Source organism: Cloacibacterium rupense (assembly GCF_014645495.1).
GTDB classification, from domain to species: Bacteria; Bacteroidota; Bacteroidia; order Flavobacteriales; family Weeksellaceae; genus Cloacibacterium; species Cloacibacterium rupense.
The window spans coordinates 534,884-549,602 of sequence record NZ_BMLV01000002.1 but is presented as its reverse complement, the minus strand read 5'-3'; the positions used below and the strand labels follow the sequence as shown (position 1 = coordinate 549,602).

The 14,719-nt window shown below is 34.4% G+C and carries 15 protein-coding genes and 2 tRNA genes; 6 read left to right on the top strand and 11 right to left on the bottom strand.

Features of this window, described 5'->3' with window-relative positions:
• Nucleotides 1–216 precede the first annotated feature (216 nt).
• The 3 genes from IEW40_RS06530 (at nt 217) to IEW40_RS06520 (ending at nt 4,654) form a co-directional block, all read left to right on the top strand.
• Nucleotides 217–1,905, top strand: coding sequence for a DUF6909 family protein (locus IEW40_RS06530; RefSeq protein WP_188617264.1), 1,689 nt, complete (start codon nt 217–219; stop codon nt 1,903–1,905).
• A 108-nt stretch (nt 1,906–2,013) separates the two neighbouring features.
• Nucleotides 2,014–3,855 (top strand): M1 family metallopeptidase, encoded by a 1,842-nt coding sequence (locus IEW40_RS06525; RefSeq protein ID WP_188617263.1) that lies wholly within the window; start codon nt 2,014–2,016, stop codon nt 3,853–3,855.
• Nucleotides 3,856–3,895: 40 nt separating this feature from the next.
• The gene (locus IEW40_RS06520; RefSeq protein WP_188617262.1) at nt 3,896–4,654 is read left to right on the top strand and encodes a type III pantothenate kinase; all 759 of its coding nucleotides are present in this window, start codon (nt 3,896–3,898) and stop codon (nt 4,652–4,654) included.
• A gap of 19 nt (nt 4,655–4,673) precedes the next feature.
• Here IEW40_RS06520 and IEW40_RS06515 read toward each other — a convergent pair whose 3' ends face one another.
• The 3 genes from IEW40_RS06515 to IEW40_RS06505 are packed head-to-tail and all read right to left on the bottom strand — an operon-like array spanning nt 4,674 to nt 6,314.
• Entirely contained in the window at nt 4,674–5,105 is a 432-nt protein-coding gene (locus IEW40_RS06515; protein ID WP_188617261.1) for a nucleoside deaminase, read from the bottom strand.
• Nucleotides 5,106–5,699 carry a hypothetical protein gene (locus tag IEW40_RS06510; protein WP_188617260.1) on the bottom strand — a complete coding sequence of 198 codons (594 nt, stop codon included), beginning with the start codon at nt 5,697–5,699 and terminating at the stop codon, nt 5,106–5,108.
• A gap of 3 nt (nt 5,700–5,702) precedes the next feature.
• Nucleotides 5,703–6,314, bottom strand: coding sequence for a hypothetical protein (locus tag IEW40_RS06505; RefSeq protein WP_188617259.1), 612 nt, complete (start codon nt 6,312–6,314; stop codon nt 5,703–5,705).
• A gap of 392 nt (nt 6,315–6,706) precedes the next feature.
• Here IEW40_RS06505 and IEW40_RS06500 point away from each other — a divergent pair, with 392 nt between their 5' ends.
• Complete coding sequence (locus IEW40_RS06500) at nt 6,707–6,898, top strand: hypothetical protein (protein WP_229663392.1); 192 nt, start codon at nt 6,707–6,709, stop codon at nt 6,896–6,898.
• Between the two features lie 161 nt (nt 6,899–7,059).
• On the opposite strand, the gene IEW40_RS06495 is transcribed toward IEW40_RS06500, so the two are convergent.
• From IEW40_RS06495 to IEW40_RS06485, 3 genes are all read right to left on the bottom strand, one after another.
• Nucleotides 7,060–7,134 (bottom strand) — tRNA-Val (locus IEW40_RS06495).
• Nucleotides 7,135–7,166: 32 nt separating this feature from the next.
• Nucleotides 7,167–7,241, bottom strand: a tRNA-Val gene (locus IEW40_RS06490).
• Between the two features lie 41 nt (nt 7,242–7,282).
• On the bottom strand, nt 7,283–8,479 hold the full coding sequence (locus IEW40_RS06485) for a bifunctional folylpolyglutamate synthase/dihydrofolate synthase (protein WP_188617502.1): 1,197 nt from the start codon (nt 8,477–8,479) through the stop codon (nt 7,283–7,285).
• Between the two features lie 177 nt (nt 8,480–8,656).
• On the opposite strand from IEW40_RS06485, the gene IEW40_RS06480 reads away from it, so the two are divergent.
• Nucleotides 8,657–8,938, top strand: coding sequence for a GNAT family N-acetyltransferase (locus tag IEW40_RS06480; protein ID WP_188617258.1), 282 nt, complete (start codon nt 8,657–8,659; stop codon nt 8,936–8,938).
• A gap of 21 nt (nt 8,939–8,959) precedes the next feature.
• Nucleotides 8,960–9,178, top strand: coding sequence for a (4Fe-4S)-binding protein (locus tag IEW40_RS06475; protein WP_188617257.1), 219 nt, complete (start codon nt 8,960–8,962; stop codon nt 9,176–9,178).
• On the opposite strand, the gene IEW40_RS06470 is transcribed toward IEW40_RS06475, so the two are convergent.
• The 5 genes from IEW40_RS06470 to IEW40_RS06450 all read right to left on the bottom strand — a co-directional run bounded on the left by IEW40_RS06470 (nt 9,168) and on the right by IEW40_RS06450 (nt 14,695).
• Nucleotides 9,168–10,046 (bottom strand): ferric siderophore ABC transporter substrate-binding protein, encoded by an 879-nt coding sequence (locus tag IEW40_RS06470; RefSeq protein WP_188617256.1) that lies wholly within the window; start codon nt 10,044–10,046, stop codon nt 9,168–9,170. The two genes, IEW40_RS06475 and IEW40_RS06470, sit on opposite strands and share 11 nt — an antisense overlap.
• Nucleotides 10,047–10,114: 68 nt before the next feature.
• Complete coding sequence (locus tag IEW40_RS06465; RefSeq protein ID WP_188617255.1) at nt 10,115–10,510, bottom strand: ExbD/TolR family protein; 396 nt, start codon at nt 10,508–10,510, stop codon at nt 10,115–10,117.
• 48 nt (nt 10,511–10,558) lie between these two features.
• Complete coding sequence (locus IEW40_RS06460) at nt 10,559–11,239, bottom strand: MotA/TolQ/ExbB proton channel family protein (protein WP_188617254.1); 681 nt, start codon at nt 11,237–11,239, stop codon at nt 10,559–10,561.
• 127 nt (nt 11,240–11,366) lie between these two features.
• Entirely contained in the window at nt 11,367–11,825 is a 459-nt protein-coding gene (locus IEW40_RS06455; protein ID WP_188617253.1) for a hypothetical protein, read from the bottom strand.
• A gap of 161 nt (nt 11,826–11,986) precedes the next feature.
• The gene (locus IEW40_RS06450; RefSeq protein ID WP_188617252.1) at nt 11,987–14,695 is read right to left on the bottom strand and encodes a carboxypeptidase regulatory-like domain-containing protein; all 2,709 of its coding nucleotides are present in this window, start codon (nt 14,693–14,695) and stop codon (nt 11,987–11,989) included.
• Nucleotides 14,696–14,719: the final 24 nt, after the last annotated feature.

Genomic DNA, 14,719 nt, shown 5'->3' with positions numbered 1-14,719 from the left:
TAAAATTACCCCATCTTTTTTAGGGGTATATTTGTAAAATGAATTAAATTTAATATTAAAAACAACATTAATCAAAGGGAAGCTATCTAAATTTTTAATAAATTTTTAACACGACTCTTCATCCCAAAACCCTTAAGGTTAATATTTTAAACCTAATCCTTCATAATTTGAAATATTTTTTGCATCTTTGCAGACTTTTATCTTAACAACAACAATATGGCAAATTCTAGAGCAAGAGAAACAACAGAAGCTATTGAAAGACTGTACGTCTCTATGAGACACTTATTTTACAGAGGATTTTTTAAGCCTTCAGGAGTATCGGGAGAGAGCTTAAGAAACTTGTTGAAAATTATAAACCCAGAAATCTATGGAACCATGAACGTTCCTAATAAAATAGAATTAGACGGTTTATTATATGTACTAGATAGATTACCAGAAGGTATAGAAGAATGCGCTTTTGTACACCTTACTTCAGACGAAGGTTTTGACAAAGGAAGCTTTGAGCCGATAGTACCAAAAAAACGCAGAAGAAATTGTTATAGAATAGATGAAAGTCAAATGAATATAGAAGTTCTTCTTGGGCGTTCTGAAATCTATGACATCCTTACTCACCTTACCTTCTTATATATAGAAGCAGACAAAATTAGAAACCTAGCTTTCTTACAAGACGAAACAGGAGAACCAAAACGCTCTTGGACCATCATAGAAGAGGTTGCAAAAGGAGAAAAAAAATTTAGTAGAAAAGAAAAAGAAGTGGCACTCATTCACCTTTCTTCTCTTCTGGGAAGAACTTTTGACGAGACCCTTACCGCTTATAACAATTTCGGGGATGACAAGAACCCTGACAGGCTTTTCAAAATTATTTATCACCTAGGTAAAGCCAGCAATGATGATTATAAACAAATCAGAGAAAGAGAGGTTCACTTCAGTGCTATCTTAAAAGAAAGAGTTGGTCACCATTATTTTGGAGAAAAATGGGCAGCTAATGTGAAAAAGGTGCTAGGCGATAATGATTTGCTTAATAGACCTTTACACATTATTTCTGCTAATATGCACAGTGTGAAAAATATGATTTTCGCCAATGCAGCTTTGAAACACAAAACCAAAAAAGAAGTAGATTATTCTCTTTACGAAGAAATCTCTAGCAGTAAAGACCTAAGAGACAAAGTCTTAGATTACGCTATTGAAAAGGGAATGATTTATATAGATGACAACAGCGGAAGTAATATTGATGTACAGTTGATTGATTTATCTAAAACCGACCTCAGCAACTCTCCATTTTCTGGAATTTCTTACAAAGGAAATGATGTAATCATGGTTTTTGATTACGCTTTCGGTGAGCAAGCTTTCGAAATTATGGACGAATTGCTACGACCGTTTGAATATGGAGGAAATACCTATACCATGAATGTAAAATCTGTTTCAATCATGGGTAAAGCAGGAATTTTGACTGGTGAAAAAGGAGACATTATGATTCCTACCTCTCATATTTTCGAAGGAACTGCCGATAATTATCCGTTTGAAAACGCTTTGAAGTTAGAAGATTTCCAAGATGATGAATTGAGAGCTTTCGAAGGAAGTATGCTTACCGTTTTAGGAACATCTCTTCAGAACAAAGACATTCTTTCTTATTTTATGAACAGCTCTTGGAAAACTGTAGGCCTAGAAATGGAAGGCGCACATTACCAAAAAGCCATCCAAATTGCATCTATGATTAGAAAACATATTGAAGGAGAATTGTTTGTATGCTACGCTTACTATGCATCTGATAATCCGCTAGAAACAGGAAGCACACTTTCTTCAGGTGGTTTAGGATTAACTGGGGTAAAACCAACGTATCTTATTACATTAAGGATTTTAGAGAAAATCTTCAATTCTTCTAAGGTGGCAAAAACGAAGAAATAATTCTTAAAATTTATTGATAGTCCTCTCAAATTTATTTTTGAGGGGATTTTTATTTTACATAACATCATAAAAAACACAAAAAATTCTATCTTTGAAAAAAAATCACCTATGACTCAAAAATTTTTAGCAATTTTTCTTTTAGCATTCGGATTATTTTCTGCGCAGCAAGAAGCGTATTATCAACAATACGCCAAATACAAAATGAACATAGAAGTAGATGCTGCCAATTTTGCTTATCACGGAAAACAAGAAATACAATACACCAATAATTCTCCAGATGAACTTTCTGTAGTTTATTTCCACTTGTATTGGAACGCTTTCAAACCTTGTTCTATGATGGATCAACGGGTGCAAAATCAAGGAAAAAATGCAGACGGAAGATTAGCAGAAAACGGAGTTTCTAGACTCTCTACCATCCCAAAAGATGAAGAAGGAAGCCAAAAAATTAATTGGATTAAACAAAACGGCAAAGACCTAAAATTTGAGGTACAAGAAACCATTATGAAAGTTTACCTCAACGAAAAAATAAAACCCAACTCAACCACCACATTTACGATGGATTGGGATTCTGTAGTTCCGAAACAAATCCGCAGAAGCGGAAGAAACAACCGCGAAGGAATTGATATGACGATGACGCAATGGTATCCTAAAATCGCTGAATATGATTATGACGGTTGGGCAACTTTTGATTATGTAGGAAGAGAATTCCATGCTCCTTTTGCAGATTTTGATGTAACCATTAAAATTGATAAAGATTACGTAATAGGCGCAGGTGGAATTTTAGAAAATCCTTCAGAAGTAAAGGGTTACACTGAAAATCCTGACATTAAAACAGACAAAGACAATAAAGCAACTTGGAAATTTACTGCCAAAAACATGCTAGATTTCGCTTGGGCTGCAGATAAAGATTATAGTGTAGAAAGCTTTGTGGTGCCAGATGGTCCGAAAGTTTTCTTTGTATATCAAAAATCCGAAAAAACTAGATATTGGGAAGAAGCAAAACCTTATATCACCAAATATTTTCAAATTATGAACAATACATTTGGCAGATATGTTTACCCAACTTACAGTTTTGTACAAGGTGGTGACGGTGGTATGGAATACGGAATGTGCACCATGATTTTAGGAGAGTCTAGAAGCCTAGAAGGATTACTAGGATTAATGATCCACGAAGGAAGTCACTCTTGGTTTCAGCAAATGCTAGCCACTAATGAAAGCACTAAACCTTGGCTAGACGAAGGCTTTACCAGCTATGCAGAAAGTTATGTAATGTATCAACTTTTCCCAAAACCAAACGAAGCCAATCCTTTTATAAACAGTCTAAAAGGTTACGCTTATTTTGCAAAGTCTGGCAGAGAAGAACCTGCGTCTTGGTTGGCAGACCATCACGATAATGGCACGGCCTATTCTGTAGCTTCTTATACCAAAGGCGAATTATTTTTGGTAGAACTGGGCTACATTATGGGAGAAGAAACCCTATCAAAAGTGATGAAAAAATACTATCAAGATTGGCATTTGAAACACCCTAGTGATAGAGATTTTATGCACATTGCACAGCAAATTTCTGGGATGGATCTTAAATGGTTTTATCATTACTGGATAAACACCACCAAAACCATAGATTACGCCATAAAAGATGTAAAATATGGAGACACTTACACTACAATTACCCTTGTAAATAATAGTGATGTGCCTATGCCTATTGATTTTAATGTTTTAACTAAAGACAATAAAACCATCAATTATCACATTCCACTAAATATGATGAGAAGTCCTAAAAAAACTGATTTTTATGGAAATTTCCAAACGTTAGACTATTGGAATTGGACCGCAAAAGAATACACTTTTTCTATTCCTTATAAAAAAGACGAACTGAAAGTGATAGGCATAGATTTCAGCCAAAGATTGGCAGACGTAAATCCTGAAAATAATACTCTAGAAGTTAAATAGATTAATGTGAAATTGCTAAATTTGGCTTCAAATTATTAAAATGACAAGTATTGTTATCAATGTAGGTAATACCAATGTGAGATTTGGCCTTTTTGAAGATGACCACTGCACCACTTCTTGGATTATCAATACAAAACCATACAGAACAAGAGATGAATTTTTTGTTCAGTTCAAAATTTTATACCAAACCTATTTTGTAGATGTTTCCAAAGTTGACAAAATCATAATAGGCTCTGTTGTTCCTCAGTTGACACACGATATTAGTAGCGCTCTTTATAAAATCCACGGATTAGAAGCTGTAATTGTTGACAGAAAAACGCATTCGCCAGTTCACCATAAGTCTAATCAAATGGGAACAGACATCTATGCCAATTTGGTAGCCGCCCACTTTCTTTATCCCGAAAAAAAGAAAATTATTCTAGATTTCGGGACGGCACTTACGGCAAGTTGTATTGATAAAGATGGCGAAGTTCTAGGCGTAATCATCGCGCCAGGGATTATTACTTCCCTTAACTCTCTTGTCAAACAAACCGCACAATTACCTGAAATAGAGCTCACTAAACCAAAATCTGTCTTAGGCCACGATACCGTTTCTTGTATGACTTCTGGTATGGTTTACGGATTTCTAGGAATGGTAGAAGGTTTTATAGATAGAATAAATGAAGAAGTAAAAGACAATTGTTTTGTGATTGCAACTGGTGGCGTTTCGCACGTTTATCAACCCTTGACCAATAAAATAGATGTTGCAGACAAACTGCATACTTTAAAAGGGCTTTACTTCTTAGGAAAAGACAAATAACAAAAGGTAACCGATTGGGTTACCTTTTTTCTTTAAAAAATTCTTTTACTAAAACCGAACATTCATTTTCTAGAATGCCCGTTATGATTTCTGTTTTGGGATGTAATTGAAGATTTTTGTTGATAAAACCACGCTTTTCGTCCCTTGCACCAATCACTACTTTAGAAATTTGAGACCAAGTTAAAGCTCCTGCACACATTACACAAGGCTCTAAAGTCACATATAGGGTGCAATCTTTAAGGTATTTTCCGCCAAGAAAATTAGCAGCAGAAGTGATAGCTTGCATTTCGGCGTGTGCGGTTACATCATTCAGTTGCTCTGTAAGGTTATGACCTCTAGCAATTACCCTATCCTTCATCACAATCACACAACCAATAGGAACTTCATCTAGGTTTTTGGCAGCTTCGGCTTCTTGAAGAGCCATTTTCATAAAATATTCGTGAGAAAACATTTATTCTAATTTTAAAGTGACTGGTAGAACAAATTTTGATTTAACATTTCTTCCGTACTGACTTGCTGAAGTCCAAGTGCCTTCTGTCATCAAAAAAGCTAAAAGTGCTATTCTATTAAAGTTAGAATCTGTTCCTTCTACTTTTTCTATAAATAAAGTGTTGTCATTTTGAACAAAAAAGTGAATTTTAGAACTCGCAGCATCATATTCTGAACTACCTACATCGATGTTTTTAGATATAAAACTATGTACTTCTTTATACAACCTTTCAAGGCCCAAAGAGTAGCTGGCTCTTATTTCAGTCTTAGAACTGTCTATCGGTAAATTGCTTGGGGCTGCCAATTTTTGGTTGTTAAGAAAATCTTCAACTGCTTTTTTATAATCTGCTGTTCTTTTAAACCCAGCTTCTATTATTTTATTTTGAGCAGCAATAATCTTATTTTGATTATTTTCATTCAAAGCGAGTAAATACTCTTCCTTATTTACTTTAGCAATGCTATCATATTTCGTTTTGATAATCTTCAAACTTTGCAACTGTTGTGCAGCTACACTTGCATTTAGAGTAATAAAGAAAAACAATATAATTCTTAACATATTTTATTCTAATCTCATTCGGATGGGCATTTTAAAAACATACCTTACCGCATTACCATTTACCGTTCCTGGTTTTTTAAACTTATCTGGTAACAAATATAATGCAATTTCTGCTTGTTTGTTAAAAGCAGGTGTTTCTCCCTCTGCACATACTTCAGAGATGCTGCCATCTTTTTCTACTACGAATTTTAGAGTTGTGTTTAATTCTTTGCCCTCTGGGATGATTCCTTCTGAGTAAAAAAGGTCAGCTACTTTTTCTCTTAAAGAGTTAATTCCATTGGGAAATTCTGGCTTTTCAACTTCTTCAGCGTTAATGTTAACTTCTGGGTGATGCACAATTTTCGATAAGTCTTCTGTATTTTTTACACGAATTAAGGCGCCTAGATATGCTACATTTTTTATGCTATCTATTTTTTGCATAAACACTGCATAATCTTTTTTAATCCTATCCTTTACCAAGGGATTGGTTTCTGATATATACTTTTTTTGGAATTCAGTTTTAAGAAGTGATTTTTGAGAGTCAAAATAGTCTTTAATCTCTTTGAATTCTGGGTGTTGTTGTGCCGCAACAAAATTGCACAACGCAAGAAGCGTAGTTATTAAAAAAGTTTTCATCCGTATCATTTGTGTAATGCAAATATAATAATTATTTGGAAATAAGAAAATGCTACCCTTTAAAGTGAAAGAAAATAGGACTGGTATTTCCCTATATTTTTTATGCCTTTTTCATACACTATCTATGCTTTATCTATGCTTTATCTATGCCTTTGATGTAGATAAAATTAATTGTCAATAAGTAGTAAGGATTGGCAGAGTGAGGAGTAAGGATTGAAAACATTTAAAATTGAGGATTTTTGTGAAAAACGCCGAACAAACCCTAAAGAGAACTCGAAAATGACAGCTTCGAGATACGAGGTATAAGTAATGATTTTGAAGGTTGTTCTTTATGAAGTTCGAGGGTTATTTGAATTAAATTTGTAAAGAAGGTGGGTTGTTGTGCAGAAGAAATGTTTTCAACTCAATGGATTAAGGAAAAAATAAAATATATTCATCAAAACCCTGTAAAGGAAATGATTGTAATAGAAGTCGAAATTGATTACTTTAGTTCTGCAAGAAACTACTCAGGTTTAGATAGTGCCCTGCTGGATAAAGTTTGTAACTTTGTGCAACAACCAATAAAAAATGAATTTAAAAAATAAACAAAAATCTCACATTGCTGTGAGATTTTTTATTTCTGTGGGTCCTGAGGGATTCGAACCCCCGACTCTCCCGATGATAAATCGGGATGCTCTGAACCAACAATAGAAAATAAATATATAGAAACAAAAAAATCTCACATTGCTGTGAGATTTTTTATTTGTGGGTCCTGAGGGATTCGAACCCCCGACCCTCTGGGTGTAAACCAGATGCTCTGAACCAACTGAGCTAAGAACCCTAATTTTTTGAAAAGGTTTCGTTCCTTTTTTGTGGGTCCTGAGGGATTCGAACCCCCGACCCTCTGGGTGTAAACCAGATGCTCTGAACCAACTGAGCTAAGAACCCTCTTTCGCGATTTCTCGTTTTGAGTGGTGCAAATATACAACTTATTGCGGGATTGACAAATTTTTTTCTAAAAATTCTCCTACTACAAAGTTGCTTCCGCCTACAAATATCATTTCTTCTTCATTACAAACCATTTTAGCAGCCTGAAAACCAGCGTTTACGCTATCGAAAATTTGATAGTTTATTTTTGAAAGAATCAATAACTTTTCATAGTCTTTTGGGTCTCTTCCTCTGTTGATTGCGGGTTTTACAAAATAATAATGTGCATTTTTTGGAAGAATTTTCAAGACTTCATCTATTTTTTTATCATTGACAAAACCTAACACGATATGCTTGAATTTGTGAATGTTATTGAGTTGGTCAAAAACCATTTCGAGGCCAGCCTGATTGTGTGCCGTATCACAAATGATTAAAGGATGTTCAGAAAATTGGAACCATCTGCCAATGAATTTGGTGTTTTGATGCACCTTTAACAAGCCTTTTTCAATCGAATTGTCAGAGATGGTGATGTTTAGTTTCCTAAGTTCATTAACCAATGCTATAACTACACGAATGTTCTTTTTTTGATAATTCCCTTTCAAATCTGTTTCTAAGTGGGTAGAAATCTCTGTAGCGTCTACAAATAAGGATTGATTTTCTGAGGCTTTTTGTTTGATGATATTCTTGACCAAATCTCTTTCGTCACCAGAAATGATAGGGACATTGGGTTTGACAATTCCTGCTTTTTCTGTGGCAATTTCTTGTAGGGTTTCTCCTAAAATATTTTGATGGTCTAAATCTACGTTGGTAATGGCTGAAACCAAAGGCGTAATGATGTTGGTAGAATCTAACCTCCCTCCTAAACCTACTTCAATAATTGCAAAATCAACCTTTTTTTGATGGAAATATTCAAATGCCATAATGGTAGTGAATTCAAAAAAAGAAGGTTTGATGTCTTGGGGTAGCTTTTTCAGTTGAAGAATGAAATCAAAGACAAATTCTTTGTCACAATTAGCGCCGTTGACTTTAATTCTTTCTGTAAAATCTATGAGATGAGGAGAGTTATATAAACCTACTTTGTAACCTTGTTCTTGAAGAACAGAAGCTAGCATATTGCTGGTAGAGCCTTTGCCGTTGGTTCCGCCTATATGAATGGTTTTTAGTTTATCTTGTGGATTTCCAAAAAAATCACAGAGTTTGGTAATGTTTTCTAAACCTGGCTTATAGGCTTTTTGCCCATCAACTTGGTAATTGGGCATTTGTACAAAAAGCCAATCCAATGCTTTTTGATAAGCTTTTTCGGAAAAAGAAATTAGCGTATTTTTTGACACAAAAATTTTTATTCAAAGATAAGGAAACCTATTTTCATTCTAAAATTTAAACCTAAATTGTCATTCTTTTTCACTAATTTTGAAAAACATCAAATAACAAATTTTATGGAAATCCAACAAAAAGATAACGGCAAAAAAGGGATTTTTTTCATTGAAGAAAATGATGAAATCATAGCCGAAATGACCTACGTTTGGTCTGGTGAAGACAAAATAATAATAGACCATACGGAAGTTTCAGAGAAACTGGGCGGGAAAGGAATCGGAAAAAAGTTGGTACATAAAGCTGTAGAAATGGCAAGAGAAAAGCACGTTAAAATACTCCCTCTTTGTCCTTTCGCTAAAAGGGTTTTTGATAAAACTGATGATTATAAAGATGTACTTTTCTAATTTTTAAAAAAATCAAAAACAATGAACGAAAATAGCAATATTAAAGAATATACAAACGGCGAAGTAACCGTACTTTGGGAAGCATCTAAATGCACTCACTCTGCAAATTGTGTGAAAAATCTATCTGAAGTTTTTAAGCCAAAAGAAAAACCTTGGGTGCAGATGGAAAATTCTACTTCAGAAAAAATAGTTTCTACTGTAGCTAAATGCCCTTCTGGAGCTTTGTCTATTAAAAAGTAATTTTATAAACCCCTGTGGAATTGGAGGATGCTTTTTCTGCTTTCACGTATTTTTTTACCCAAATTACCGCTGCAGTAACTACGCAAGGGTCTGAAATGCCGCTGCCACGGCGTGCAGAGATTACATTGCCCGCTTTGTCTACGGTGTAGGCAATATTGACCGTGCCAGAGGCGCTACAATTGTGTGGTGGCTGCTCTCCGCCACGTCCCATGGTGCCTGGGATAAAGGAAATCAATTTTCGATCTACCCCAATTTTGCTGTCTCCATTTCCGTTTCCACCTAATGGGTCACCTGCGTTTCCTGTAGTGCCATTATTGCCTTGCGAACCCGTTTTAGAGCCTCTACCTTTGATTAAATTTCCGATGGCGGCAGTACCTTGTCCGTCTCCTTGTGCTTTTTTATCCGAAGTATTTTTGGCGGAAGATGTTTTATTGTCTGAGGTTTTATTGGTAGATTTTTCAGTATTTTTTGTCGTTTTATCCGTTGTTTTTTCTTTTTTATCGGATTTGGCAATGGTTGCTTTTTCTGACTTACCCGTCACTAATTTTTCTGTAGGTTTTTCTTCTGCTTTTGGAGTTTCTACCGTTTTTTCTACGGGTGGTTCAGGTGTTTTCAGTTCTTCGGGGATATAGATTTCTGATGACGCTAAGCTTCCTTCTTGATTAGAGGGTTCTTCTGCGGCGTTTCCGTTTCGGTTGTCTCCGAAATTGATGAGCATGGTGGTTACTTTTTCTTCTTTCGGAATTTCTCTAATGAACTGATAATAAAAAATCAGGAAAAACAGCAAAGCCGTGATAAGCGCAGTGAGTGTAGCGCTTTTCATTTGGTCTTTTCTTTCTTCTTTTTTATGTTGAGTAGTGGTTTCCAATATACTTTTAGGCTAAAGCCAGTTTAAAATTAATTTTCACAAAACAGTCTAAAATCCGTTTCAAATGATTATTCTTGCACGGTAGCAATGGCAAGGCCATATTTATGTTTTTCTGCAATTTCCATGGCAAAAACTACGTCTTTATGCTTGGTGTTTTCGTCTGCTCTGATGGTAAAAGTAGGGTTGGGAGTGCCATCTACTAATTTCACAATATTTTGTTCTAGTTGTTCTTTTGGGACTTCTAAGTCATTTACAAAATATTTCCCATCAGCATTGATGGTGACCGTGGTAGGGTCTGTAACGCTAGGGTCTTGGGCAGATGCTTTAGGCAAATTAACATCTATTGCACTTTGGCTGATGGCAGAACTGGTAATCATAAAAAATATCAGCAATAGGAAGATAATATCCGTCATGGAAGCCATACTAAATTCTGCGCTTACTCTGTTTTTACGTCTTAATTCCATTTTAGATTAGAGGTTAAGGTTAAGTTTAAGGTAAAAATTGAGTTTAGGTTAAAGAGGCTTGTTCAGGGTGTCTAAAAATTCATTGACATGGGTTTGAATTTTGAGCACCAATCTATCTACTTTGGTAACCAAGATATTATAGAAAAAATAGGCCGGAATTCCTACGAAAAGCCCCACTGCGGTAGTAGCCATTGCGGTGTAAATTCCAGATGCTAACAATTTTGGAGAAACCGCCCCTGTAACGTTAGAAATTTCGAAGAACGCCATAATCATCCCCACTACCGTTCCTAGGAAGCCCAGCATAGGTGCGGCCCCTGAAGCGGAGGCTAGTAAATTGAGGTTTTTTTCTAATTTAGACACTTCTAATTGCCCTTGGTTTAGCATAGCGTTAGAAATATCTGAAATGGGTCTTCCGATTCTGGTAAGTCCTTTTTCTATCATTCTAGATTCTGGTGAATCTGTTCTTCGGCAAAGGTCTATGGCAGCTTCTATTCTACCATCGTGAATACAATCTTTAATATTTTCTAGAAAATTAGGATTTTCTTTGGATGCTCTTTTGATGAAGAAATATCTTTCAAAAAACACATAAAGTGCCAAAATCCCGAGGAGGAAAATAGCAATCATAATGGTATTCCCAAGGATACCTCCGCTGAAGAGGATGTCCCAGAGGGAGAATACTTGTTTTTGTACTGTGGTATTTTGTGCTAATGTATTGGCTTGTAAAAACATTTTTTGAAATTTATATTAGACCTAATAATAACGATAAATGTAAGGAAAAATTATGGGATAATTCCTTAAATGAGGATGCTTTTTGAAAGAAATTTCCTTCAAAAAAATCTATTGGATAAAAGTGAGATTAATCTTCTACTTCTATGTCATCTGGTTTAAAATGACATTTCAGTTTGAAAAGCAGGGGCTCATCTGAACCGGTATAGAAATCGTCTATTTTGCCTTGCCAAAAGAGTTGCAGATTGTCATTTTCGTCTTTAGAAAAAGAGAGTTCGTTTTCATAGAGAAAAGCTTCCTCGTCATCATACAAATCAACTTCGGTGTAAGAATCATCTTCGGTATCTTCTACATTGAAGGTTTTGCCTTCCAATTCATTGGTATCTATCGGAAAATCAAATACGTCTAAAGAGAGCTGCGGAAAATTGTATTGAAGAGAATCATCATCTACATGGTCTAGAGAGTCATCAGTAATAATTTCTACTTCTAGGAAATTTTTAGAATTAAGATAAACCGCTTTGCAATAAGTGCTTTGGATGTTGTATTTAAGGGTTTCTTCTGGATGATAGATTTTTAAAATCCCTTTCATAATGGTGTTTAAAGAAAGTTTTGTTTAAGTGTTTATAATTTAAAATGCAATGTGTTTAACAAAGATAAAAAAATTATAAAACGATTGGTATTTTTTGAAAAAATATCATAAAAAAAACGCAATAAATTCATATTGCGTTCTTATAGCTGTCTTGTAATAGATTACTTAAAGTTGAATTTTACGGTTAATAAAACTTGTCTTGGTCTGATGTTTACTGATGTCTCTCTTACTTGATTAAGTGTAGAGTCAAATCTTATATCTTCAAAAGCATTGGTATTGGCTATATTAACTACTTTAAGTTCTATATCCATTTTTTCTTTGGTTAGAGAATATTGATAAGAAATATCATAGAAAGAATTCTTTTTTGTTGCTCCTGCATTTTGGAACTGAAGTTCGTCCCAAGTAAAACCAATGGTGTGGTCTTTAATAGGGTACAAATAAGTAGAAAGTGTGTGATTAAAATTCTTGGAGGTGTTTTTGGTATATTTAGTTCCAAAAATTTCTGATTTAACAAAAGATAAACTCGCGTTATAGTCTACACTTAACCAAGAGAAATAGTTATTATTGAATTTAAAAGTTATACCTTGATTATTTGATTTTACATTTTGGAAATCCGCTTCAGTTGGTGGTGGAAAGTTAGAAATATCATCACTAGGAGTTATAAGAATTGCTTGCAATTGTTGAGACTTTCCTAATGAATAACTGTACCCCACAGAAGCATTGGTTTTAAATTTTGGGAAATACTTTCCTAGCTCTGTTCTAATCGAATTAGAGCTACCTACATTTTCTAAGTTGTATCCCTTAACTGTAAGTTGTTGAGTGTTTATATTAAGAAAATTTCTGTAACTTATATTATTACTTCTGTCATTAAAATTATATCTTACGTTAAAGAATATGTTATTTAATGGATTTCTATATTCTAAAGCAGATCCTACAAACTTAGAAGTTGATTGCTGAATATCTGTATCTTTTGTAGATAAATTGGTACTAGAAAGTAAAATCTTTCCAGAATAAATATCACTTATTGTTCCAAAAGAATTACTTATACCCGAGAATGCTGAAATTTTCCAAAAAGAGGTAAGGTCATATCTGGCAAATAATCTCGGTTCATAAGTGACTTTATTTAGTGACTTGTCTAAATTTTGAGAATCTGTAGCAGTAATGTTATTAAAATTAACAGGGAAAGTTAAATTAGCTTCAAAACCTCCTTTTTTAAAATTTGCCATCATCTGTGCATAAGGCTTTAAACTTTTGAATTTGAGATTGTTTTCATAACTTGTTCCAAAATTCTGAACTCCTCCACTGGTCTCTCCGTTTAGGTCAGTTATTAACTTATTGGTAGAATAATTGAGACCTACTTCTGGGGTAAAAGTCCAGCTATTTTTAGAAAAACCAATAGAAGCTGAATGAATGGTTTCAAAAGTTTTAAGGTTTAAAAATTGATGAATCAAATCACTATTTTGAGCCTCAGTTTGCAAAGATAAAACATAATTAGCCGGATTAATAAATAAGTCTTGTTTATCATCTCTATAGCTTATAAAAGACATTACATTCACCAATTTTTCTTTCCAAGGAATAATAGCACTTAAAGAGTTTTGAAAATTATTAGATGGTGTTTTGTTTCTTTGGTCAGAATTAATAACGTTTACTGTTTTGGCTACATCTGTATTCCAAAGTCCATTGTAGGTGGTTGTATTTTTGAAAAAACTCTTATTGGCATTTTTAGAAAAAATAATTTCTCCTTTGGCTTGATTGGTATAGAAATTATTAGCTACAGACGTTCTATTTGTTAAATTCCCATTAGCATTATAAGTATTTACAATACTTTCTCTATCTATTGCATTATTCGTATAGCTGGTATTTGCCTTAAACTCCCAATCTTTTGATATGTTGGTAAGCAAATTTGCAGAAACGTAATGTACTTTATTAAATAAATATCGATTAACTGGAATATTATTAGGCGTAACTGCATTCTCTACACTTAACCAAGAATTTTCAGAAAAGTTTCTTCTCACGCCTTCGAATCTATTTCCGAAAGCCATAATTTGGTTTTCTCTTTCTACTTGGTCACCTATGTTATTGGTTTTATAATTAAGAACCCATTGTACTTTTGGGGTAAATAGCATTGGCGAAAGTTTCAGATTCCAAAGAGAAGGTGCTACCCCTAGAGATGCTTCACCTCTACCGGTCATGGTGACAGAATTTTTCAATTTTACGTTGATGGCGGCATTCTCCGAGGCCAATTTATCTTGAAGAATTTTCACGGGTTGGTGATTTTCTAGAATTTCTACTTTTTGTACGGCATCTTTTGGCAGAGAATTATTGATGGTGCCATAACCTCCTTCCATGAGGTCTTTTCCGTTGACATAGAATTTATTAATCGGCTCACCTTGGTAAAGGATAGACCCGTCTTTGTTCACCTCTACCCCTGGCATTTTTTTGAGCACGTCTGCCAAAGTACGGTCTGCTTTGCTTTCAAAAGATTTTAAATCATAAGAAATGGTGTCCCCACGTTTGGTTACCAATTTGGTTTTCAGTTTAACTTCTTTAATTTCAGTCGCTTGCACTTCTAAATTGAAGTTAAGCGTTTGTGTGGCATTATCATATTGGTTAATGGTGGTTTTATAATTAAACGCTTTTACTTTTACATTTACTTTAGCATCATTAGAGGTAAAAGTCACTTTGTAATTTCCGTTGGCATCAGTAATGGCGTAAGAAAGAATGGCATTTTTGCCAATTTCTTCTATGGTTACACTGGCGCTAGGAAGCGGCTTTTTGTCTTCTCCATATACTTTCCCTGAGATTGTTTTTTGTGCGAAAATGAGGGTTGTAAAAATAAATAAGAATGCTATTGAAGCAATTTTTTTCATAATTAAAGTTTTTATCACTAAGAA